Source organism: Nocardiopsis sp. YSL2 (assembly GCF_030555055.1).
GTDB lineage: Bacteria > Actinomycetota > Actinomycetes > Streptosporangiales > Streptosporangiaceae > Nocardiopsis.
In genome coordinates this window covers 2585512-2608101 of the sequence record NZ_JAMOAO010000001.1, presented here as the reverse complement: position 1 = coordinate 2608101, position 22590 = coordinate 2585512, and the positions used below count along the sequence as shown (strand labels likewise).

The following is a 22590-nucleotide window of genomic DNA, read 5'->3' as shown; positions in this document are numbered from 1 at the left end:
GCGGACATGTCGACTTCCCGTGCCGCCATGTCGACCCCGCGTGCCGCCATGTCGACTTCGCGACCGGCCGGGGGCGTGCCCGGGGCCGGGCACAGAGAGAGGGGGTGGCGATGTTTCACGTGAAACATCGCCACCCCCTCCGGGAGTGTGTTCCGGGGCCGTCTGCGCTCCGGCCCCGACCGCCTAGTCGGCGGGGTGCACGACCACGTAGCGGTTGGGCTCCTCGCCCTCGGACTCGCTCCGCAGGCCCGCGGCCGCGACCGCGTCGTGGACCACCTTGCGCTCGAACGGGGTCATGGGCTCCAGCGGCTCGATCTCGCCGGACTCCTTGACCCTGGCCGCGGCCTCGGAACCGATCTGGAAGAGCACCTTGCGGCGCCCCTCGCGGTAGCCGCCGATGTCGAGCATCAGCCGGCTGCGCTCACCGGTCGCCCGGTGCACGGCCAGCCGGGTCAGCTCCTGGAGCGCCTCCAGGACTTCGCCGTTCTCGCCGATGAGCTCGTCCAGGGTGGCTCCGACGACCGACACGAGCGCGCGGTCGCCCTCCACGTCCATGTCGATGTCGCCGTCGAAGTCCGCGATGTCGAGGAGTCCCTCGATGTAGTCCGCGGCGATGTCGCCCTCGTTCTCCAGGGCCTCGACGTCGAACTCGGCCTCAGGCGCGTCAGCCACCGCTACTCCACCGCTCTCTTCCCGTCCCACAGCGAATCTCCTCTGTCCACTCACGCCCTGGCCGTCGCACGCCTCAGGGGCCTTGTCGCCTGCGCACTCGGCAGCCCCGAGCAGGTACCGACCCTAGTGGGACCCGCCACCGCCGCGCTTGGAACGCGACTTCTTCTTGGGCTGCTTACGCTCGATCTTAGGCTGTTCCTTCGGCTCAGGCGTGGATTCGACGGCCTTCTTTCGGCCGAGCATGCCCTTGGCCGACCCGTTCGACGGGCTCTTGGCCCCGCCCTTGTCGGCGGCGGTGTCCGCGCCCGGCACCGGCTGGTTCCGGTAGAGGAAGTGCTGCTGGACCATGGTCCACACGTTGGAGGTGACCCAGTAGAGGAGCACACCGACGGGCATGGCCAGACCGAAGAGCCCGAAGGCCGGCGCCATGTACATCATGATCTTCTGGGTCTGCATCATGGGGTTGTCGGGCATCTGCGCCGTGCTGCGCTTGATGCTCTGCCGCATGGTGAGGAACGTGGTGAAGCCCATGATCACGCAGGCGATCGCGATGAGGACCTTCGCCATGATCGGGTCGGCGGACCCCAGGGCGATCAGTTCCTCGGAGGAGCTGTTGAACTGGGCCGCGATCGGCGCCTCGAAGATCAGGGCCTGACGGGCGCTCGCAGCCAGCTGCTCGTCGAAGCCGTACTGGGCGTTGCCCTCGGCCACGCTCCGCAGCACGCTGAACAGCGCGAAGAAGACCGGCATCTGCAGGAGGAGCGGAAGGCAACCCATGATGGGGTTGGTGCCGCTCTCCTGGTAGAGCTTCATGGACTCCTGCTGCAAGCGCTGCTTGTCGTGCTTGTAGCGCTCCCGAAGCTTCATGATCTTCGGCTGGATGTCCTGCATCTTGCGCTGCGTGTTCATCTGCTTGACGAACAGCGGGACCATGAGGAGCCGCATCAGGACGGTCAGCAGCACGATGGACAGGCCCCACGCCCACCCGCTGTCGGGGTTCAGGCCGACGAAGGTGAGACCCTCATGGATCCGCGCCAACGTCCAGCCGACGATGTTGTAAAGCCAGTCCAGCACCGGCCAACTCCTATGTGATTCGGTTCAGCTACTGGTCCCCGGGAGCGGTGCCGGTGTGGCCGGTACCGCCCGCCGACTCCTCGGACTCCCGGCCCTGGCGCCCCTTGGGCGGCGGTACCGGGTCTAGTCCCCCGGGATGGAAGGGGTGGCAGCGGGCGATGCGGCGGATTCCCAGCCACAGCCCGCGTGCGGCTCCGTGCACTCGCAGCGCCTCGACGGCGTACGCGCTGCACGAAGGGTAGAAACGGCAGACCGGGGGGAAGAGCGGACTGATGAAGCGTTGGTAGCCCCGAATGGGCAGAATCAGCACCCGCGCGAACGCCGTCGGTCTGTGCTCGGTCATCGGCTCGCCTACCGTTCCCCGTCCCCGTCGGGACGGCGGTCCACCACTGTCTCGCTTCTCGACGCACCGGCGCCCCGAGCGCGGTGGTCGTCGCGGCCACCGCGGCCCCGACGAGCGTCGCGGCCGCGCCGACCGTCACGACCGCGCCGGGGCCGGGTGGCCGCGGCGAGCGCGCTGTCGATCTGCGCGGCCAGCTCGGACTGCCGCGTGGTGGCGGCGGAGGGCTTAGCACGTACTACCAGCAGGCTACCGTCAGGCAGAGCGTCGACCTGAGACCGCATCACGTGCCGAAGACGGCGCTGCACTCTCTTGCGCACCACGGCCACGCCCACGGACTTGCCCACGACGAAACCGACGCGGGGCGGATCCGCGTCCACCGCGTCAGCGGGCGGCGCGAGGTAGACGAGGCCGATGGCGTCGCGGGAGGCACGGCGGCCCGAGCGCATGACGGCGGAGAACTCGGAGCCGCGGCGCATCCGGTTCCTCGACGACAGCATCCGTGCTCCCTCCGGCGTCGGCTCCCACGTGTCACACGAAAAAGGGACCGGCCGGCGAGAAGGCCGGACCGGTCCCTGAGGTCTTGGTGCTGGGCGTGGCCTAGTGGCTCACGGTCAGCGCCGCGCGCCCCTTGCGGCGCCGCGAGGCGATGATGGCGCGACCGGCGCGCGTACGCATGCGCAGCCGGAAGCCGTGGACCTTCGCGCGACGCCGGTTGTTCGGCTGGTACGTACGCTTGCTCACTACAGGCTCCAGGGGCGTGTCAGGAAAGTACTACGACAGACCCCCAGGATACGCGGGGCCTCAGAGTGCATGTGCCGTGGCCGCGCCGTCATGCGGACATGGGCGTGGGCAGATCATCGGCATAAGCATAAAGAAGATACGACGGGACACGGGCGAGGTCAAATCAGCCCACGTCACCCGCACCGCGGGCCGGTCGGCGGCACAGGACCGGCGCCGCTCGACACCGGTTTTCCACAGCGTGACGACCCCTGTGGCCTGTGGATAACCACAACCTGTGGATAACGCGCGGCCGAGGGCCGGGCCAGCGTCGTCGCCACTGCTCTACACAGGCTGTGAGCAGGGATTTGTGGATAACTCTGCGCCATCCGAGCAGGTCTGCCATCCTGTGGATAAACCTGTGCACAACTTGTGGACAACAGCCGAGACCTGTGGACACCGACCCGGTGGGGACAAGTTATCCACAGGCTCGTGGGACCCTGGAACCCCGCCTGTGCACAGCTTCACTGCCCCGGCACCCCCGTGGAGAGAGGACAATGGAGAGCTCACTCCCATGCGCGACGACACAGGTCCCCTCCGCCCGCTCCGAACAGACCCGCACCGAAGGGACGACAACCGTGGCAGGTCACCTTGGCTGACGCACAGGTCAACCTCGCAATGGTCTGGTCCAGTGTGCTGGACGGGATCGACAACGACGCCCTTCCCGCGCACCAGCGCGCCTGGCTCCCGCAGACCCGCCCACTGGGTCTGATCGAGGACACCGCGCTGATCGCGGCGCCCAACGAGTTCACCAAGAAGGTCCTGGAGACCCGCCTGTACCCGGTGATCAGCCGGGCCCTGTCCGCCCACCTGGGCCGGGACATCCGTGTGGCGGTGACGGTGGACCCCACCGCCGTGCAGACGCCTCCTCCCACCCCCGTACCGCCGACGGCTCCGTTCGCCTCCGCCGAGGACCACGGCAGGCCGCGGGGCTACGAGCCGTCCGCGCCCCAGGGACAGCACGCCCGCCCGGAGCCCGAGCCCTACCGCCCGGCTCCGCAGCAGCCCATGCCCCAGGAACAGGTCCGCCACGAGCAGAGGCCCCGGGAGCAGGCGCACGGGCAGCCGTCCCCAGAACAGGACGCGCACCACTTCCCGCCCGCGCGGCCGCAGGACCCGAACGGCTATCCGGACCAGGCTCACGCGCCGGCCGCGTCCCGTCCGGCCTCCCGCGCCGCGGCACCGGCCGGGCACGACGGCAGCGACCTGCTGGGGCCGGGCGACGCCCGTACCCGCGACGAGGCGTCCCGGCCCCCGGAGGCGCACCCGTCCGGGCACGAGGAACCGCGGGCCCCCGGCCCGTGGGCGGCGGCCGGCCCCACGGCCCCGCCCGCGCACGATCCCCACTCCTGGGACCAGCCGCACGCCGCCTGGCAGCAGGAGAGCTGGGGCGGAGCCGACTGGGACCGGCCCAACCGGTGGGAGACCCCGCACCACGACCCGGCGCCGGCCGCCGAGGAGCACCCGGCGGAGGAGCCCGCACCGGCCCCCGAGCCCGCACCGCTGGAGGACGGCCCCCGGAACGAGGGGCCGCCCAGGACCGAGGGCACAGAGCCGCCCCCCACTCCCCCGGGCCGCTCGCCCGAGATCCCGCCCGGGGAGCACGCGCGGCTCAACCCCAAGTACACGTTCGACACCTTCGTCATCGGCTCCAGCAACCGCTTCGCCCACGCGGCGTCGGTCGCGGCCGCCGAGGCGCCGGCCAAGGCCTACAACCCGCTGTTCATCCACGGCGGTTCCGGGCTGGGCAAGACACACCTCCTGCACGCCATCGGGCACTACACGCACCGCCTCTACGAGGGCTCGCGGGTGCGCTACGTCAGCTCCGAGGAGTTCACCAACGAGTTCATCAACTCGATCCGGGACGGCAAGGCGGACGGCTTCCGCCGCCGGTACCGGGACATCGACGTCCTCCTGGTGGACGACATCCAGTTCCTGGAGAACAAGGAGCAGACGCAGGAGGAGTTCTTCCACACGTTCAACACGCTCCACAACTCCGACAAGCAGATCGTCATCTCCAGCGACCGGCCGCCCAAGCAGCTGACGACGCTGGAGGACCGGATGCGCAGCCGGTTCGAGTGGGGCCTGCTGACCGACGTGCAGCCGCCCGAGCTGGAGACGCGGATCGCGATCCTGCGCAAGAAGGCCGCGCAGGAGGGCCTGGCGGCGCCGCCGGAGGTCCTGGAGTTCATCGCCAGCAAGATCTCCACCAACATCCGCGAGCTGGAGGGCGCGCTGATCCGCGTCACCGCGTTCGCGAGCCTCAACCGGCAGTCGGTGGACCTGGACCTGACCGGTCAGGTCCTGCGCGACCTCGTCCCCAGCACCGAGGTCCCGGAGATCACGGCCGGGTCGATCATGTCCCAGACGGCCGCCTACTTCGGCCTGAGCGTGGAGGACCTCTGCGGGACCTCGCGGTCGCGTGTGCTCGTGACCGCCCGGCAGATCGCCATGTACCTCTGCCGCGAGCTCACCGACCTCTCCCTGCCCAAGATCGGGCAGCAGTTCGGCGGCCGGGACCACACGACCGTGATGCACGCCGACCGCAAGGTCCGCGCCCTCATGGCCGAGCGCCGGTCCATCTACAACCAGGTGCACGAACTCACGAGTCGCATCAAGGACCAGCCCTAGCGGGTGCTCGCCCTGGGAGGCGCGGTGCGGTGGGAAGGGGCGGTTCACACGCTGTGGACCGCCCCGCGTCGTGTCCGGAGAGTTATCCACAGGTTCTGGGGACAACCGGCACGGACACGGCGGTTCCGGCACGTCCCGGGACGGCCCTTCCCGGACCCGTTCCCGACTCCGCCCACCGTGCCGCGACCTCCTCCCCCGCCGTCGAGCGGCCCGTGGCGGCCCCGCTGTTGCCCAGCCCACATCCGGTCGGTCACTCCTGGGTACCGCCCTCACCTGCGGCGTCGTACACATCTCGAACACGCGCCTGTGGACAGAGCTGTGCACAGCCCCTTTGCCCTGGTTCGCGTGCTCTGCGCGAGGCCGCCGAAAAAAGTTTCCAGGTTTCTTGGCCGAGTTATCCACAGGAAGGGCTCGGATTCTGTGGAAAAGCGTGTGGATAACCTGTGGACAACGGCGCGGAAGTTGTGGGTAACCCGGTCAGTTCTGTGGACGGATCGGTGGACGCCCCGAGCGCTCGAGCCGGTGCCCCTGTGGAGAACCTGGGGAGAACCTGTGGACGCGACTGTGGACGGAGTGTGGACAAGCTGTGGACCCTTCTGACCGTCCACAGGCACCCCGAGTTACACACAGGGTCGTCCACAGGCCCTGTGGACAAAAATTCTGGTGTTGACCTGGTAAAACGATGGTTATCCACACTATCCACAGGCCCTACTACTACGACGCACCTTCATTAACCCAGATGTGGCTTCTCAACCGCTCCGCGGAAAAACTGTGGACAAAGCGATGAGTCGGCAGCGACGGCCGCGCCCTCCCGAGATGTCAGCGGCAGCGGAGGAATCCGGGTAACGTGTGGTCTCGCCCCTGTCCTGCGCCGCCCGATCGGAGCGGTGACCCCAACGGGACCCGAGGGCCCTCCCCGGTGGCACCGAACGGAGTCCGCACACACCCTGTGGACAACGCCCACCCGCCGGCTCCGGAGACCTCGGACCACCCCTTCAGACACCACGAGCTGCAACGTTGAGGCTGCGACCGGTCCGCCGGTCGTGCGGAAAGTGAGTCGGAAAGTGAAGTTCCGGGTCGAACGCGACGTACTGGCCGACGCAGTCGCCTGGACCGCGCGCACACTCCCGACGCGCCCCTCGGTCCCGGTGCTCGTCGGCGTCCTGCTCGACGCAGGAGAGTTCGACGGCAGGCAGCAGGTCCGCCTGGCCGGTTTCGACTACGAGGTCTCCACCCAGGCCGCGGTCGATGTCGAGGTGGACGAGCCGGGCCAGGTCCTGGTCCCGGGCAAGCTGCTGGCCGAGATCACGCGCAACCTCCCCCCACAGGTCGTGGAGGTCGCCACCGACGGCCCGAAGGTCGTCGTCAGCTGCGGCAGCGCCAAGTTCACGCTCACGACCATGCCGGTCGAGGACTACCCGACGCTCCCGGAGATGCCCGGTGTGAGCGGGACGGTCGGCAGCGACGCCTTCGCCGCCGCCGTCAGCCAGGTGGCGGTCGCGGCCGGCCGCGACGACACCCTGCCGATGCTGACCGGCGTCCGGGTCGAGATCGAGGGCGAGACCATCACCCTCGCCTCCACCGACCGCTACCGCCTGGCCGTGCGCGAGCTGACCTGGAAGCCGGAGAACCCCGAGCTGTCCGCGGTCGCGCTGGTCCCGGCCAAGACCCTCCACGACACGGCCAAGTCCCTCACCTCGGGTGCAGAGGTCTCCGTCGCGCTCTCCAGCGGCGACGGCGGCGAGGGCATGATCGGCTTCGAGGGTGGCGGCCGCCGCACCACCACGCGCCTGCTGGACGGGGAGTTCCCCAAGTACCGCGCCCTGCTGCCGGACAGCTTCAACACCGTCGCCGAGGTGAGCCGCTCCGAGTTCGTCGAGGCCGTCAAGCGCGTCTCGCTGGTCGCCGAGCGCAACACGCCGCTGCGGCTGGCCTTCTCCCAGGGCCGCCTGGTCCTGGAGGCCGGCACCGGCGAGGACGCCCAGGCCGTCGAGGTCCTGGAGGCCGACCTGGACGGTGAGGACATCCAGATCGCGTTCAATTCCGGGTTCCTGCTGGACGGGCTCGGCGCCATCGGCACCGACCTCGCCCGCCTGCACTTCACCACCTCGACCAAGCCCGCGATCCTCACGGGCAAGCCGGCCGAGGAGGGCGCGTCCGCCCAGTACCGCTACCTCATCATGCCGGTGCGCCTGTCCGGCTGATCCGGAACGGGTTCGATTGACTGACGTCTGCCGCCGCCGGCCCGAGGACACCGCCCGGGCCGATCGGCGTCCACATGTCCACAGCTGGCGAAGGGGAGCGAAGACATGCAACTCGGAATGATCGGGCTCGGGAAGATGGGCGGCAACATGGCCGCCCGCCTCCGGGAGAAGGGCCACGACGTCGTCGGCTTCGACGTCATGTCGCCGGAACGCGACGTCGACACCCTCCCGGACCTGGTGTCGCGGCTGGCGGCGCCCCGGGTCGTGTGGGTCATGGTCCCCTCGGGCGACCCCACGGTCACCACCATCAACGAGCTGCGGGACCTGCTCCAGGAGGGCGACCTCGTCATCGAGGGCGGCAACTCCCACTACGTGGACGACCGCACCCGCGCCGACGACCTCGCCGCCAAGGGCATCGGCTACCTCGACGTCGGCGTCAGCGGCGGTGTCTGGGGCCGGCAGAACGGCTACGGCATCATGGTCGGCGGCGAGAAGGCGGACGTCGAGCGCGCCCGCCCGGTCTTCGACTCCCTGACCCCCGACGAGGGCGGCGGCTTCGTGCACGCCGGAGCGGTCGGTGCCGGGCACTTCGTGAAGATGGTCCACAACGGCATCGAGTACGGCATGATGCAGTCCTTCGCCGAGGGCTTCGAGCTCATGACCGCCTCCGGCATCGTGGACGACGTCCCGGGCACCTTCGAGAGCTGGCGCGAGGGCACGGTCGTGCGCTCCTGGCTGCTCGACCTGCTGAGCCGGGCCCTGGAGGAGGACCCCGACCTCTCCGAGCTGCGCGGCTACGCGCAGGACTCGGGCGAGGGCCGCTGGACCGTCCAGGCCGCCGTGGACCACGCCGTTCCGGCGCCCGCGATCACCGCCTCGCTGTTCGCCCGCTTCGCCTCGCGCCAGGACGACAGCCCCGCGATGAAGGTCGTCGCCGCCCTGCGCAACCAGTTCGGCGGCCACGCGGTCACCAAGTCCGACCCGGACCCGCGCATCCCTTCGCGGGACTGAGCCTTCCGCGGATACCCGCCCTGGACCGTGCCCGGCCCCGGCCGGGCCGCGCCGCCGGTGGTCCCGAGGGTCCGCCGTGCCCGCGTGGACCCGCCCCGGCGGCCGGCCGGTCGGCCGCCGGGCGAGCCGCGGGGCGGCACCGCCCGGGGACGTGACGCGTCCCCGAGCCTCCACTCCTTCCCTTCCGCACTTGTTTCCGAGCCACCGCTCCTGGAGGAAGGCCGGATGTACGTCTCCCACCTGCAACTGGCCGACTTCCGGTCCTACACCTCCGCACTGGTGGAGATGGGACCGGGCGTGAGCGTCTTCGTCGGCGCCAACGGCCAGGGCAAGACCAACCTCGTCGAGGCCGTCGGCTACGTCGCCGCGCTGAGCAGCCATCGTGTCTCCTCGGACACCCCGCTGGTACGCCAGGGCGCGCCGCGGGCGGTCGTCCGGGCCAAGGTGGTGCGCGACGATCGCTCGATGGTCGTGGACCTGGAGCTCAACCCCGGCCGGGCCAACCGCGCCCGCCTGAACCAGTCCCCCGTCGGCCGGCCCCGCGAGGTGCTGGGCGTGCTCCGCACCGTGCTGTTCGCCCCGGAGGACCTGGCCCTGGTCAAGGGCGACCCCGGCGAGCGGCGCCGGTTCCTGGACGACCTGCTCGTGGCGCGGGCTCCCCGGATGGCGGGGGTGCGCTCCGACTACGACCGAGTGCTCAAGCAGCGCAACGCGCTGCTGAAGTCGGCGTCCGCGCAGTTCTTCAGACGCAGTGGGACGGGGCCGGACCTGAGCACCCTGGAGGTGTGGGACGACCACCTGGCGGAGACGGGGGCCGAACTGCTCGCGGCGCGCCTGGACCTCGTCGCCGCGCTGCGCCCGCTCGTCGCCGACGCCTACGCGGGGCTGACCGACTCCGGCGGCCCGGCCGTCCCCACATACCGCTCCTCGGCGGTGGAGGAGGGCGTCGACCTCCCCGCCGACCGTCCACAGCTTGTGGACGCGCTGCGCACGGCCATGGCCGGGGCCCGGGAACGCGAACTCCAGCGCGGGGTGAGCCTGGTCGGCCCGCACCGCGACGAGCTGCTGCTGAGCCTGGGCGACCTGCCCGCGAAGGGGTACGCGAGTCAGGGCGAGTCGTGGTCCTACGCGCTGTCGCTGAAGCTGGCCGCCTTCGAGCTGCTGCGGGCCGACGGCGACGATCCCGTCCTCATCCTCGACGACGTCTTCGCCGAACTGGACAGCGAGCGGCGCCGCAGGCTGGCCGAGCGGGTCCGCGACGCCGAGCAGGTGCTGGTGACCGCGGCGGTGGCCGACGACATCCCCCAGGAACTCGACGGTGCGCGGTTCGGTGTACGCGAGGGGAGTGTCGAGAGTGAGTGAGGCCCGTCCACAGCCTGTGGATCCACGCTCGGGGCGGGGAGCCCTCGGCCCCGCCGCCGGCCCCGGCGTCGGCCGGGTCCGTCCACAGCCTGTGGACGGGCCGGTGCCCGGGTCGCCCCCCGACGCGGTGCGGTCCGGATCGGTCCCACCCGCCCCGCCCGCCCCTGCGTCCCCTCCTCCTGCGTCCGCCGACGCCGCGGCCGCCCCCGCGCCACCCGCCGCCTCCGGCGCCGACCTCGCCCGGCAGGCCCTGGCGCGCGCCAAGGCCGAGGCCCGCGAGCGCGGGGCGGTGCCCCGCGGAGCGCCGCGGTCCCGGCGCCGTGGCCGGTTCCGGTCACGCAACGAGCCCCAGTTGTTCGGTGACGCGGTCCGCACGTGGCTGATCGACCACGGCTGGCAGGAACAGGTCGCCATCGGCGGGGTGTTCGGCCGGTGGCCGGACATCGTGGGCGCATTCAACGCGGAACACCTCCAGCCGGAGAGTTTTTCGGACGGAGAACTGGTCGTCGTAGCCGATTCGCCGACGATGGCCGCCCACGCACGCGCGATGGTGCGTGATCTTCTGCGCCGCCTCAACGAGGAGTTGGGCGAGGGGACGGTCATCGCGATCAAGGTCAAGGGACCGGGTTCCCGGCGTCGATAACCGACCGAATATGCCCGTCCGTGTTCATCCGTCCGGCTTGTGGCGGTGGTTTTCGCAGGTGAACAGGGGTATGTGGGTGACGGGTCCGCCAGTCGCCCCCGACCGTTTCCCCCGTCGGGGCGGGCCGGAGCGACGGGTGATGGGGCTCAACGCCACTGAACCGCGCCGGGACTTGCTCGAAGGGCACCCCGCGTGTAGGGACTCGACTCCCGCCCTGAACGTTCGATCTGGAGCGGCACAGGGCCGCCAATGCCACTTTGTCGCACCGCGCGGGGTATCATGGGGACGGTTCTTCAGACGCCTGTAGCCGGTACCACGCCCCCAGGAGAGGGTGGGCGGACGGCCCACGCGGCGAGCGGTGATCCCCCAGGTGTGACGGCATGTCGACACCCTTGGTCACCGGTCCGCGGGGGTTGACCGTTGCCGCGGCCACGGTCGGCAGGCGTCCCCAGCAGGAGGGTGTACCCACTTGGCCTACGACGCTCGATCAATCACGGTCCTGGAGGGGCTTGAGGCAGTACGCAAGCGCCCCGGGATGTACATCGGTTCCACCGGAGAGCGGGGCCTGCACCACCTGGTCTACGAGGTGGTCGACAACTCGGTCGACGAGGCGCTGGCGGGTCACGCCGACGCCATCGAGGTGACCCTGTTGGCCGACGGCGGGGTGCGGGTGGCCGACAACGGCCGCGGTATCCCCATCGACCTGCACCCGGTGGAGCAGCGCCCGGCCGTCGAGGTCGTCCTCACCACGCTGCACGCGGGTGGCAAGTTCGACGGCAAGTCCTACGCGGTCTCCGGCGGTCTGCACGGTGTCGGCGTCTCCGTCGTCAACGCCCTGTCCACGGCCCTGGACGTGGAGATCCGCAAGGACGGCCACATCTGGCGCCAGCGGTACGAGATGACCGCCCCCACCGCCGAGCTCGTCAAGGGCGAGTCGACCGACGAGACCGGTACCCAGATCACCTTCTGGCCGGACGGCTCGATCTTCGAGACCACGGTCTTCACCTTCGAGACCCTCGCGCGCCGGATGCAGGAGATGGCCTTCCTCAACAAGGGGCTGTCCATCACCATCCGCGACGAGCGGCCGGAGCACACCGACGGCGGACCGACGGTCAACACCTTCCACTACGACGAGGGCCTGTCCGACTACGTCCGGCACATCAACGCCAAGAAGGAGCCGGCCCACGCCTCGATCATCTCGTTCGAGGAGGAGGGCGAGGGCATCTCGGTCGAGATCGCCATGCAGTGGAACCAGTCGTACACCTCGTCGGTCCACACCTTCGCCAACACGATCAACACGGCGGAGGGCGGCACGCACGAGGAGGGGTTCCGCTCCGCGCTCACCACGCTGGTCAACCGCTACGCCCGGGACCAGAGGCTGCTGCGCGAGAAGGAGGAGAACCTCACCGGTGACGACATCCGTGAGGGCCTGACCGCGATCATCTCGGTCAAGCTGGCCGACCCGCAGTTCGAGGGCCAGACCAAGACCAAGCTGGGCAACACCGAGGCCAAGTCCTTCGTCCAGAAGGTCACCAACGAGCACCTGCGCGACTGGTTCGAGCGCAACCCGGGCGAGGCCAAGGACATCGTGTCCAAGGCCAGCCAGGCCGCCCGCGCCCGCGTCGCCGCGCGCCAGGCCCGCGACCTCACCCGCCGCAAGACCCTCCTGGAGTCCACCTCCCTCCCCGGCAAGCTGTCCGACTGCCAGTCGACCAACCCGGAGGAGTGCGAGGTCTACATCGTCGAGGGTGACTCGGCGGGCGGTTCGGCCAAGGGCGGGCGCAACCCCCACAACCAGGCCATCCTGCCCATCCGGGGCAAGATCCTGAACGTGGAGAAGTCGCGCATCGACCGCATCCTCAAGAACAACGAGGTCCAGGCGATCATCACCGCCCTGGGCACCGGTATCCACGAGGAGTTCGACGCCGACAAGCTGCGGTACCACAAGGTCATCCTCATGGCCGACGCCGACGTCGACGGCCAGCACATCCGGACCCTGCTGCTCACGCTGCTGTTCCGCTTCATGAAGCCGCTGGTGGAGGCCGGGAACGTCTACCTGGCCGCCCCGCCGCTGTACAAGATCAAGTGGGACCAGAAGGGCAGCGACGCCGACTACGCCTTCTCCGACGGCGAGCGCGACCGGCTGATCGAGGCCGGGATCGCCGCCGGCAAGAGGGACCCGCGCCCGCGCGACATGGTGCAGCGGTTCAAGGGTCTGGGCGAGATGAACGCCAACGAGCTCTGGGACACCACGATGGACCCCGACCGGCGCGTGCTGCTCCAGGTGAGCCTGGAGGACGCGGCCCAGGCCGACGACATGTTCAGCGTGCTCATGGGAGAGGACGTCGAGTCGCGGCGCTCCTTCATCCAGCGCAACGCCAAGGACGTCCGTTTCCTGGACATCTAGTCCCGTACCGCAGGCAGGCCCGGTGGCCCCGGGCAGTGAACTACTGAGAAGGGATCGACATCCGTGACGGATGCGAACAACCCGGACGTCCCTGAGGGTACGGAGTCCGCAGCGGCGATGCCGGCCCGTGTGACCGACCGGATCGAGCCCGTCGACATCCAGGTCGAGATGCAGCGCAGCTACCTCGACTACGCGATGTCGGTCATCGTCGGCCGTGCCCTCCCCGACGTCCGCGACGGACTCAAGCCCGTCCACCAGCGCGTCCTGTACGCGATGTACGACGGCGGCTACCGCCCCGACCGCGGGTACTTCAAGTGCGCCCGCGTCGTCGGCGACGTGATGGGCAACTACCACCCGCACGGCGACAGCGCCATCTACGACACCCTGGTCCGACTGGCGCAGTCCTGGTCGATGCGGATGCCGCTGGTCGACCCGAACGGCAACTTCGGGTCGCCGGGCAACGACCCCGCCGCCGCCATGCGCTACACCGAGTGCAAACTGGCGCCGCTGGCGATGGAGATGCTCCGGGACATCGACAAGGAGACCGTCGACTTCCGGCCCAACTACGACGGCCGCTCCTCCGAGCCCGTCGTGCTTCCGGCCCGCTTCCCGAACCTGCTGGTCAACGGCTCGTCGGGGATCGCGGTCGGCATGGCCACGAACATCCCGCCGCACAACCTGCGCGAGGTCGCCGAGGGCGTCTACTGGTACCTGGACCACCCCGAGACCGAGGACGAGCAGCTCCTCGACGAGCTCATGGCCCGCATCAAGGGCCCGGACTTCCCGACCCGTGGCCTCATCGTGGGCAAGCGGGGGATCGAGGAGGCCTACCGGACCGGCCGGGGCTCCATCACCATGCGCGCCGTGGTCGAGGTGGAGGAGGACAGCCGGGGACGCCAGATCCTGGTCGTCACCGAGCTGCCCTACCAGGTCAACCCGGACAACCTCGCCGAGAAGATCGCCGACCTGGTCAAGGACGGCAAGATCACCGGTATCGCCGACGTCCGGGACGAGAGCAGCGGCCGCACCGGCCAGCGCCTGGTCATCGTGCTCAAGCGCGACGCCGTGGCCAAGGTCGTGCTGAACAACCTCTACAAGCACACGCAGCTCCAGGACACCTTCGGCGCGAACATGCTCGCGCTGGTGGACGGCGTGCCGCGGACCCTGCGCCTGGACCAGATGATCCGGCACTGGGTCAAGCACCAGGTCGAGGTCATCGTCCGGCGCACCCAGTACCTGCTGCGCAAGGCCGAGGAGCGGGCGCACATCCTGCGCGCGCTGCTCAGGGCCATGGACCGGATCGAGGAGGTCATCAGCCTGATCCGGGCCAGCGCTTCGGCCGACGAGGCGCGCACCGGCCTGATGGGCCTGCTGGACATCGACGACATCCAGGCGCGCGCCATCCTCGACATGCAGCTGCGCAAGCTGGCGGCCCTGGAGCGCAACGCCCTGACTGCCGAGTACGACGAGCTCATGGCGCAGATCGCCGACTACAACGACATCCTCGGCTCGGACGTGCGCCAGCGCTCCATCATCCGCGCGGAGCTCGGCGAGATCGTCGACAAGTACGGCGACGAGCGCCGCACGCACATCATCCCGTTCGAGGGTGACATGCGGATGGAGGACTTCATCGCCGAGGAGGACGTGGTCGTCACGATCTCCCGCGGCGGTTACGCCAAGCGCACCCGGATCGACAACTACCGGGCGCAGAAGCGCGGCGGCAAGGGCGTGCGCGGCGCGCAGCTCAAGCAGGACGACATCGTCCAGCACTTCTTCGTCACCACCACCCACCACTGGATCCTGTGCTTCACCAACCAGGGCCGGGTGTACCGGACGAAGGCCTACGAGCTGCCGGAGGCGGCCAGGGACGCGCGGGGCCAGCACGTGGCCAACCTGCTGCCGTTCCAGCCGGGCGAGGAGATCGCGCAGATCATGGCGCTGCGCGACTACGAGGCGGCGCCGTACATGGTCCTGGCCACCCGTGAGGGCCTGGTGAAGAAGTCGCGGCTGGAGGACTTCGACTCCGCGCGCGCGGCCGGCATCATCGCGATCAACCTCCGCGAGGACGACGAGCTCATCGCCGCGCGGCTGGTCTTCCCCGACGACGACCTGCTGCTGATCTCCAGCGACGCCCAGGCGATCCGCTTCTCCGCCTCGGACGAGTCGCTGCGGCCGATGGGCCGCGCGACCAGCGGCGTGATCGGTATGCGGTTCCTGGAGGGCGACTACCTCCTGAGCATGGACGTCATCCGACCCGGTGACGGGTCCACGGACGTCCTGGTCACCACGGAGAACGGGTACGCCAAGCGCACCCCGTCCGAGCAGTACCCGGTCCAGAACCGGGGCGGCAAGGGCGTTCTGACGGCCAAGGTGGTGGAGGCCAGGGGCAAGCTGGTCGGCGCGCTGATGGTCGACCCGGAGGTGGACGAGATCTTCGCGATCACGTCCGCCGGCGGAGTCATCCGCACCGGCGCCGAAGAGGTCAAGCAGTCGGGGCGCACCACGATGGGCGTGCGCCTGATGAACCTCGACAAGGGCAACAAGATCGTGGCCGTGGCGCGCAACGCCGAGGCCGCGGAAGAGGTGGAGGCCGAGGCGGCCGACACGGGTGACGAGGCAGCCGAGGCGCAGAACTCCGAGGCCTAGACTGCGCGATAAGCCTGGTACGTCCCGTGGGGCACATCACGGCCCCACGGGACACCTCTTGCCCCAATCACCGGTCCCAAAGAAAGTCCAGCGGTAACGTTTCTATGTCTGAGAAGCAGCGGAACACCACGACGAACGAATCCGACTCGGACGCCCCGGAGACGGCCGCGCCGGAGACGGGCGCCGTCGACACGGCGGAGCCCGACACCGACACGGCGGCGGACACGTCCGAGGAGACGGAAGCCGCCGAGGCCGGGAAGCCGGCGGAGGCCGCCACGGAGGACGAGGCGGCGGAGGAGTCCGGGGCCGAGACCTCCGGGGCCACCGGGGAGACCGACGCGGCCGGGCCCGGCAGGGACTCCGCGGAGGCCGAGGACGCTGAGGACGCCAAGGACTCCGCGGAGGCCGAGGACGTCCAGGCGACCGAGGGCACGGAGGACGATTCCGCGGCCGTGACCGCGGTGGCGCCCCCGGAGCCGAAGCGGGGTGGGGCCGAGCGGAACTCGGCGCATGATGAGTCGGTGGCGGATCGCACGGAGGCGGGAGAGGCACCAGTGACGGATCCGAAGGACGCGGCCCCCCAGGGGGCCAGCGCCGTGAAGGCGACCCTGTCCAGCCGAAAGGCGCACCTGACGGTCTCCAGAGTGGAGCCGTGGTCGGTGATGAAGTTCAGCTTCGTCGTCTCCCTGGTGGCCTTCATCGTCCTGTTCGTGGCGATCACCGTGATCTACGTGACGCTGTCGATGCTGGGCGTCTTCGACGAGCTGACCAACATGATCAACGCGCTCCTGGAGGGTGACGGGTCCGAGGACGAGCTGGGGCTCAACCCGGCCGCCTGGTTCTCCCCCGGACGCGTGCTCGGCTACACGGGTGTGGTCGGGGCGCTCAACATCGTGCTCATCACCGCACTGTCGACGGTGTCCGCGATGCTCTACAACCTGGTCGCCGACCTCGTCGGCGGCGTGGACGTGACCCTCTCCGAGGCGGAGTAGCGGTACGCCGCACGGACACAGTGGGAGCCGGCCCCGCCACGGGGCCGGCTCCTACTGTTCCCGGTCGGCGCCCGCCCGGGAGGAACTCCCGGGCCTTGGAGCGCCGCTGCCGGTACCCGAATGCCCGGGGTGGGGACCGTCCGGAGGCCGCCACGGACGCCCTCCGGACGGGCCGGCTCCCGACGCGTTCGGAGTACTCCCGGTGAACCGATACCATCGGAGGCGAAGCGGGTCGCCCCTGTGCGCTGCCCCTTCCCGCCCAGGTGAATCGGTTCGCTCCGGTTCTCAGGATGCGGTAGAGTTTCCCCCGGAACGAGGGCGTATAGCTCAGTCGGTTAGAGCGCATCCCTGATAAGGATGAGGCCCCAGGTTCAAGTCCTGGTACGCCCACTCGGTTTCACATGGTCAGAGCCTTGCTTCTCCGTTCGGAGAGCAGGGCTCTTTCTGTTGTGGCCCTCATCCGGCCGGGCCCCGCGGCGTTCCCCGCCGGAGGCTTCGTCCACGGGGCTCGCGCCGGCAGGTTGCGCGAGGCCCGGTGACGGCTTCGACGCTCGGGGCCGACACAGGGCAAGATCGGTCAAGCGGCACCGGCCGCGGCCTGAACATACTGGTCGCATGACCGTTCCCACCGGCGAACCGCCCTCCGGGCGCGACCGTCTGCGCGAGCTGCTCGACGCGGTCCTGGACGAGGACAGCACGCGGCTGTCGGACATGGCGGATCGCGCCCACTCCTCACCGTTCCACTTCAGCCGACGGCTCTCACGCGACACCGGGGAGTCACCGGTGGCGTTGCGCCGCCGGGTCCTGCTGGAGCGGGCCGCCTGGCAGATCGGCCAGGGCTCCAGCGTCACCGACGCGGCCTTCGCCGCCGGATACGAGTCGGTGGAGGGCTTCATCCGGGCGTTCACGCGTGCCTTCGGGCACCCGCCCGGTGCCACCACCGCCGGGAGCGGACGGTGGCTGCCCTCGCCGAACGGCGTCCACTTCCATCCGCCGCTCCACCTGTGGGTGGAGGGGAACCCGAGGAGTCGTCCCTCCATGGACCTGACCGCACTGCAGATCCACCACGACGTGGACGACACCGCGTGTCTGCTCCGCCTGGCCGCCGGGCTGTCGGAGCAGGACTACCGGAAGGTGCGGCACCCCGGCCGGACCGTCCTGTCCTGGGACGGCCCGGAGGAGTCCGTCGCCGCCACCCTGGAGCACCTGGTGTGGTCCAAGGAGGTCTGGCTGGCCTCCATCGAGGGCGCGGACTTTCCCGCACGGGGGGCCGACGACCCGGATTCGCTGATCGCGCGCCATGAGGCGGCGGGCGCGCGCTGGATCGCGGCGGTGGACGACATCGGCCGCAGGGACGCCTGGGGTGACCGGCTCATCGACGCCCTGTGCGATCCACCGGAGAGCTTCATGCTCGGCGGGGTCGTGGCGCACGTCCTGACGTACGCGGCGCACCGCAGACAGGCCGTCCGCCACATGCTGCGGTCCGCCGGTGTCGAGGTCGGCCACGGCGACCCGCTGGAGTGGCTGCAGAACCGCAACGGACGACGAGGAGACTTCCCAATGAAGTTGTCAAGCCGCCAAGGTCACCGGGGGTGAACCTTGGTAGGGCGATCCGTCACGGAGCATGGCCCACAGGACGTTGACCCGGCGGCGCGAGAGCGCCAACAGAGCTTGCTTGTGCCCCTTGCCCTCGGCTCGCTTGCGGTCGTAGTAGGCCTTCGAGGCCGGGCACGCCCTCAGGCTCACCAGGGAGGACAGGTAGAAGGCCCGCAAGAGCCCACGATGGTAGCGGCGGGGTCTTCGCAGGTTGCCGCTGACGCGACCCGAGTCGCGGGGTGCCGGGGCCAGACCCGCGAAGCCAGCCAGGCGGTCACCGGTGCCGAACACGGCCATGTCGCCGCCGGTGGCGGCGATGAACTCCGCTCCCAGGAGGGAGCCCATGCCGGGCAGGGTGGTGATCACCCCGGCGTGCGGATGCTCGCGAAACCGGGCCTCGATGAGGGCGTCGGTCTGGGAGATCTCGGTGTTGAGGGCCATCACCCCCTCGGCCAGGCGGGCCACCATCGCCGCAGCCGTCTTCTCCCCGGCAAGCGCGGTGCGTTGGGCCTGGGCGGCTTCGACCGCGGTCCGGGCCAGAGCGGTCGCGCCCTTGACCCCGCGTGCCCGCAGCCAGGTCTCCAACCGTTTGGCACCCAGGCGGCGGATGGCGGCCGGGGTCTGGTAGCCGGCCAGCAGCACAGCCGGGCCCTTGTTGGCCGGGTCCAGGGCTCGTTCCAGGGCGGGGAAGATCTCCAGCAGTTGGGCGCGCAACCGGTTGATCTGTCGTGTTCGGTCGGCCACCAGGTCGGTGCGGCGGCCGGTCAGGATGCGCAGGTCCACGGCGATCTCGTCGCCGGGCCGCAGCAGGCCCGTGTCGCGGCGGACGCGGGCCTGGTCGGCGATGACGAACGCGTCCTTGGCGTCGGTCTTGCCCTCGCCCCGGTAGGTGGCCGAGGCGCGGTGCACGGCCAGGCCGGTCAAGTAGGCCACGGGTTGGCCGTGGGCCAGGAGCAAGCTGATGAGCAGGGCCGCTCCGCCGTGGTTGAGGTCCACGGCCCACAGGGGGTCGGAGTCCAGGGCCAGGACGTCGCCGATCAGGTCGATCAGGTCGGCTTCGTCGTTGGCCACGCGGCGCGAGAGCAGCCGCTCGCCCTGGTCGTTGATGACCACGCAGTGGTGGTGTTGTTTGCCGATGTCCACTCCGGCCCAGATGTGGGGCACGGTCACCTCCGCCAGTTCGTCGCGGTGTCGGGTTCCCTGCAGACGACCGCGCCGGCGTTGTCCTACACAGCGATCTGGTCGCATCTCCCAATGGGCGGTCGGGTCGTCGCGGGGCTCTGGGCGGCCAAGTCTCCTGAGCCATCGAGCGGCTACGCCATGACAGCCATACCCAGAGCCCCTGGGCTAACCGATCTTACGAATGACCAGTTCAGACCCGAGAAAGAAGGTAGGACACACCATGAGCACCGTCTACAACACCGCCACCAGTCTCGACGGGTTCATCGCCGACCAGGACAACTCATTGGAGTGGCTGTTCTCGGTGGCGGGAGCGGAGCCGGCCTCCGAGGGCGGTGAGGCCATCGACGAGGTCGAGGACTTCATCGCCAAGGCGGGCGCGATCGTGATGGGCTCGACCACCTACGAGTGGATCGTGGAATACGAGGGCGGCAAGCCCTGGCCCTACCGGGCCCGTACGTGGGTCCTCACCCACCGCGAGCTCCCCCGGATCGACGGGGACCTGGTCTTCGCCAGTGCCGATACCGACCAGGAGCTGCGGGACCTGCACGCGGACATGGTCGCGGCCGCGGACGGGCGCGACGTGTGGGTGGTCGGCGGAGGCCGTCTGGCCGCGGACCTGGCCCGGCTGGGCCTGCTCGACGAGGTCGTCGTGTCCGTCGCCCCGGTCAGCCTGGGCGGGGGCGCTCCCCTGCTGGACGGGCGGGTGCGGTTGCGTGCTCTGGAGGCGGGCCTCAAGGGCGCCTTCGCCTGCCTGCGGTACGAGGTGGTCCGCGACTGACGCCGGGACACGGCGGCCGACCGCGGCCGCCAACCGATCGTCCCGGCGATCGTCGATCAGGGTTCGTGGGAACGTCGCGTGCGACACGGTCGCCCGCGGTGGCACCGTTCGGCGCGTCGGCCAACACCGCCCGGGGGAGCGGGCACACCGGCCGGAGGGATGCGTGGACCGCGTCCTTCCGGCCGTCGTGCGTTCCGCGTCCTCCTTGGGCCGGGGCTTGGCACGGCCTGCGGAGTTGGGTTTCGGGCATCCGGAAACAGCGATAGTCACAGCGAAGAAAAGGAAGTAGTTGAAAATCGTGCTATTTCCTCGGCAAGTGAATCCGGTGATACCCGATGGGGGCTGAGTCCATAATCCGTCCACATTTCTCCTCCGCGGGCCTTCTTTGTTCTCCGGCCGGCGGAAGGGTTCTGAGGTCGAGCTGCCGTGCGGTCGCCTTCCTGTGTTCGCATGCCGTACGAGCCTGCGTTCGCGCGGTGTGGCCTGGGAATTGGTCATGGTTTTTTCGCATGGTGACGCCCGGGCGGCCCGGCCTCTCGTCCCGCTGCGGGGGTGCGCGGTGGACGCGGCCTGCGGATACTACGCGAAGCATCATCCCTATGACTCTGCGCTGAGGATGATGCCTGTTCGGGGGCTTGGAGCGCTCCCGAAGTGTGATCAGAATCACATGGGATTGCATGTTTCTTCTTCTGTCGTGCCTGATCTCGGCGGGCGTTCGATGCTTCACCTGCACACTCCTCCGAGTGCTTTCCAGTGGGCCCTCGGCCGGAGAAACTCTGCGCATTCACATAAGCACGATGCGTCCTTTGACTTCTTTTTGCGGCCGGTGTCAGATTTGTTCCACTCCTGGGGTTCCTGAGTAAGGGGGTCGCCGGGGGTCATTAGCAACTCGTGTGCCACATGCCGGTTTTTCCGGGTGCTTTGTGGCCGCGTTCAGCGCGGTACACCCCCACAGTCCGCGCTGACCACCCACAAGCGAATCAGGTGAAGATGTACGACGTCATCGTCGTCGGCGCGCGCTGCGCCGGCTCCCCCACCGCGATGCTGCTCGCACGACAGGGATACCGCGTCCTGGTCCTCGACCGCGCCTCGTTCCCCAGCGACACCGTCTCCACCCACTACCTGCACCAGACCGCCCTGCTCAGGCTCAAGGACTGGGGCCTGCTCGACGCCATCGTCGACGCCGGAACCCCGGCGATCCGCGCTATGCACTTCTCCTTCCAGGGCATCGAGCTGAACGGTTTCGCCGAACCGGTCAACGGCGTCGACGCGGTGTACTGCCCGCGCCGGACCCTGCTCGACGACACCCTCGTCACCGGCGCGCGCAAGGCCGGTGCGGAGGTGGTGGAGAACTTCAGCGTCTCCGACCTGCTCTTCGACGACGGCCGGGTGGTCGGCGTCCGGGGGAGCGAGAACAAGGGCCCCGAGCGCGACCTGCGCGCGAAGGTCGTCGTCGGAGCGGACGGTTTCCACTCGACCGTCGCCCGCCGGGTGGGCGCCCAGAACTACAACGTGCGCCCCTCCGCCAACTTCATCTACTACTCCTACTACAGCGGCCTGGACTGGGGCCTGCACCACAAGACCGGCCACAACCGCCGGTGGATCGGAGCCTGGCCGACCAACGACAACCTGACCATGCTGGCCGTGATCTGCAACCGCTCCCACCTCAAGGAGTTCCGCCAGGATCCCGAGGAGCAGTTCCTGGCCACCTTCGACGACGTGGTCCCCGAGATGGGCAAGGAGCTGCGGGAGAAGGGCGAGCGGGTGGAGCCCTTCCGGCCGATGCGCAACCCCGACAACTACTACCGGACCGCGTACGGCCCCGGGTGGGCGCTGGTGGGGGACGCCGGCTACCACAAGGACCCCCTGACCGGTTGGGGCATGGCCGACGCCTTCCTGCACGCCGAGATGCTCGCCGACCGGCTGCACGAGGGGCTCTCCGGCGAGCGCCCCATGGAGGAGGCGCTCGCCGACTACGCGACCGCCCGCGACGAGGAGAGCGAGTCGGTGTACGACTTCACCTGCACCCTCGCCGAACTGGACCTGCCGCCCTTCTTCCGGGCGACCCTCGGCGCGATCGGCCAGAGCCAGAAGTGGACCGACACCATGCTCGGCATCATCGCGGGCACCGTCCACGGTGACGAGATCTTCTCCCCCGAGGGCCTTCAGAAGCTCTACGACGAGGTCGGCGTTCCCGAGGAGGAGCGCATCTACGACCCGACCGCCTGAGCGGTCCCCCTCCACCACACCGTCCGGACCCGCCGCGCCGGTC

Annotated in this window: 17 protein-coding genes and 1 tRNA gene; 12 read left to right on the top strand and 6 right to left on the bottom strand. The window is 69.7% G+C overall.

Annotated features, from left to right (window positions below):
• Nucleotides 1-183: 183 nt before the first annotated feature.
• The 5 genes from M1P99_RS11315 to rpmH all read right to left on the bottom strand — a co-directional run bounded on the left by M1P99_RS11315 (nucleotide 184) and on the right by rpmH (nucleotide 2830).
• Entirely contained in the window at nucleotides 184-672 is a 489-nt protein-coding gene (locus M1P99_RS11315) for a R3H domain-containing nucleic acid-binding protein (RefSeq protein ID WP_304452606.1), read from the bottom strand.
• Between the two features lie 123 nt (nucleotides 673-795).
• Nucleotides 796-1746 (bottom strand): membrane protein insertase YidC, encoded by a 951-nt coding sequence (yidC, locus tag M1P99_RS11310; protein ID WP_304452605.1) that lies wholly within the window; start codon nucleotides 1744-1746, stop codon nucleotides 796-798.
• A 28-nt stretch (nucleotides 1747-1774) separates the two neighbouring features.
• Complete coding sequence (gene yidD / locus M1P99_RS11305) at nucleotides 1775-2089, bottom strand: membrane protein insertion efficiency factor YidD (protein WP_304452604.1); 315 nt, start codon at nucleotides 2087-2089, stop codon at nucleotides 1775-1777.
• Between the two features lie 8 nt (nucleotides 2090-2097).
• Nucleotides 2098-2586 carry a ribonuclease P protein component gene (gene rnpA / locus M1P99_RS11300; RefSeq protein WP_304452603.1) on the bottom strand — a complete coding sequence of 163 codons (489 nt, stop codon included), beginning with the start codon at nucleotides 2584-2586 and terminating at the stop codon, nucleotides 2098-2100.
• Nucleotides 2587-2686: 100 nt separating this feature from the next.
• Nucleotides 2687-2830 carry a 50S ribosomal protein L34 gene (gene rpmH, locus M1P99_RS11295; protein WP_013155858.1) on the bottom strand — a complete coding sequence of 48 codons (144 nt, stop codon included), beginning with the start codon at nucleotides 2828-2830 and terminating at the stop codon, nucleotides 2687-2689.
• Nucleotides 2831-3457: 627 nt separating this feature from the next.
• Between rpmH and dnaA the strand changes: the two genes are divergently transcribed.
• The 10 genes from dnaA (at nucleotide 3458) to M1P99_RS11245 (ending at nucleotide 18358) form a co-directional block, all read left to right on the top strand.
• Nucleotides 3458-5497, top strand: coding sequence for a chromosomal replication initiator protein DnaA (gene dnaA / locus M1P99_RS11290; protein ID WP_304452602.1), 2040 nt, complete (start codon nucleotides 3458-3460; stop codon nucleotides 5495-5497).
• A gap of 1064 nt (nucleotides 5498-6561) precedes the next feature.
• Nucleotides 6562-7701, top strand: coding sequence for a DNA polymerase III subunit beta (dnaN, locus tag M1P99_RS11285; RefSeq protein WP_304452601.1), 1140 nt, complete (start codon nucleotides 6562-6564; stop codon nucleotides 7699-7701).
• A gap of 105 nt (nucleotides 7702-7806) precedes the next feature.
• Nucleotides 7807-8712, top strand: coding sequence for a phosphogluconate dehydrogenase (NAD(+)-dependent, decarboxylating) (gene gnd / locus M1P99_RS11280; protein WP_304452600.1), 906 nt, complete (start codon nucleotides 7807-7809; stop codon nucleotides 8710-8712).
• Nucleotides 8713-8937: 225 nt separating this feature from the next.
• Nucleotides 8938-10074: a DNA replication/repair protein RecF gene (gene recF / locus M1P99_RS11275; RefSeq protein WP_304452599.1), complete on the top strand. Its 1137-nt coding sequence runs from the start codon at nucleotides 8938-8940 to the stop codon at nucleotides 10072-10074.
• Between the two features lie 250 nt (nucleotides 10075-10324).
• Entirely contained in the window at nucleotides 10325-10717 is a 393-nt protein-coding gene (locus tag M1P99_RS11270; RefSeq protein WP_304455663.1) for a DUF721 domain-containing protein, read from the top strand.
• A gap of 469 nt (nucleotides 10718-11186) precedes the next feature.
• Nucleotides 11187-13124, top strand: coding sequence for a DNA topoisomerase (ATP-hydrolyzing) subunit B (gene gyrB / locus M1P99_RS11265; protein ID WP_304452598.1), 1938 nt, complete (start codon nucleotides 11187-11189; stop codon nucleotides 13122-13124).
• Between the two features lie 63 nt (nucleotides 13125-13187).
• Nucleotides 13188-15770, top strand: a complete 2583-nt coding sequence (gene gyrA / locus M1P99_RS11260) for a DNA gyrase subunit A (protein WP_304452597.1) — start codon at nucleotides 13188-13190, stop codon at nucleotides 15768-15770.
• Nucleotides 15771-15874: 104 nt separating this feature from the next.
• The gene (locus tag M1P99_RS11255; RefSeq protein ID WP_304452596.1) at nucleotides 15875-16762 is read left to right on the top strand and encodes a DUF3566 domain-containing protein; all 888 of its coding nucleotides are present in this window, start codon (nucleotides 15875-15877) and stop codon (nucleotides 16760-16762) included.
• A 316-nt stretch (nucleotides 16763-17078) separates the two neighbouring features.
• Nucleotides 17079-17152 (top strand) — tRNA-Ile (locus M1P99_RS11250).
• A 225-nt stretch (nucleotides 17153-17377) separates the two neighbouring features.
• Nucleotides 17378-18358, top strand: coding sequence for a helix-turn-helix domain-containing protein (locus tag M1P99_RS11245; protein ID WP_304452595.1), 981 nt, complete (start codon nucleotides 17378-17380; stop codon nucleotides 18356-18358).
• On the opposite strand, the gene M1P99_RS11240 is transcribed toward M1P99_RS11245, so the two are convergent.
• Nucleotides 18332-19528 (bottom strand): IS110 family transposase, encoded by a 1197-nt coding sequence (locus tag M1P99_RS11240; protein ID WP_304452594.1) that lies wholly within the window; start codon nucleotides 19526-19528, stop codon nucleotides 18332-18334. The genes M1P99_RS11245 and M1P99_RS11240 overlap by 27 nt on opposite strands.
• A 232-nt stretch (nucleotides 19529-19760) precedes the next feature.
• On the opposite strand from M1P99_RS11240, the gene M1P99_RS11235 reads away from it, so the two are divergent.
• Both M1P99_RS11235 and M1P99_RS11230 read left to right on the top strand, forming a co-directional pair.
• Nucleotides 19761-20318 (top strand): dihydrofolate reductase family protein, encoded by a 558-nt coding sequence (locus M1P99_RS11235; protein ID WP_304452593.1) that lies wholly within the window; start codon nucleotides 19761-19763, stop codon nucleotides 20316-20318.
• Between the two features lie 990 nt (nucleotides 20319-21308).
• The gene (locus M1P99_RS11230) at nucleotides 21309-22547 is read left to right on the top strand and encodes an NAD(P)/FAD-dependent oxidoreductase (protein WP_304455662.1); all 1239 of its coding nucleotides are present in this window, start codon (nucleotides 21309-21311) and stop codon (nucleotides 22545-22547) included.
• Nucleotides 22548-22590: the final 43 nt, after the last annotated feature.

Excerpts from the sequence above, each read along its gene's own strand:
- M1P99_RS11245 (WP_304452595.1), top strand. The coding sequence starts at position 17,378 with ATGACCGTTCCCACCGGCGAACCGCCCTCCGGGCGCGACCGTCTGCGC.
- M1P99_RS11230 (WP_304455662.1), top strand. The coding sequence starts at position 21,309 with ATGTACGACGTCATCGTCGTCGGCGCGCGCTGCGCCGGCTCCCCCACC.
- gnd (WP_304452600.1), top strand. The coding sequence starts at position 7,807 with ATGCAACTCGGAATGATCGGGCTCGGGAAGATGGGCGGCAACATGGCC.
- yidD (WP_304452604.1), bottom strand. The coding sequence starts at position 2,089 with ATGACCGAGCACAGACCGACGGCGTTCGCGCGGGTGCTGATTCTGCCC.
- M1P99_RS11255 (WP_304452596.1), top strand. The coding sequence starts at position 15,875 with ATGTCTGAGAAGCAGCGGAACACCACGACGAACGAATCCGACTCGGAC.
- recF (WP_304452599.1), top strand. The coding sequence starts at position 8,938 with ATGTACGTCTCCCACCTGCAACTGGCCGACTTCCGGTCCTACACCTCC.
- rnpA (WP_304452603.1), bottom strand. The coding sequence starts at position 2,586 with ATGCTGTCGTCGAGGAACCGGATGCGCCGCGGCTCCGAGTTCTCCGCC.
- M1P99_RS11235 (WP_304452593.1), top strand. The coding sequence starts at position 19,761 with ATGAGCACCGTCTACAACACCGCCACCAGTCTCGACGGGTTCATCGCC.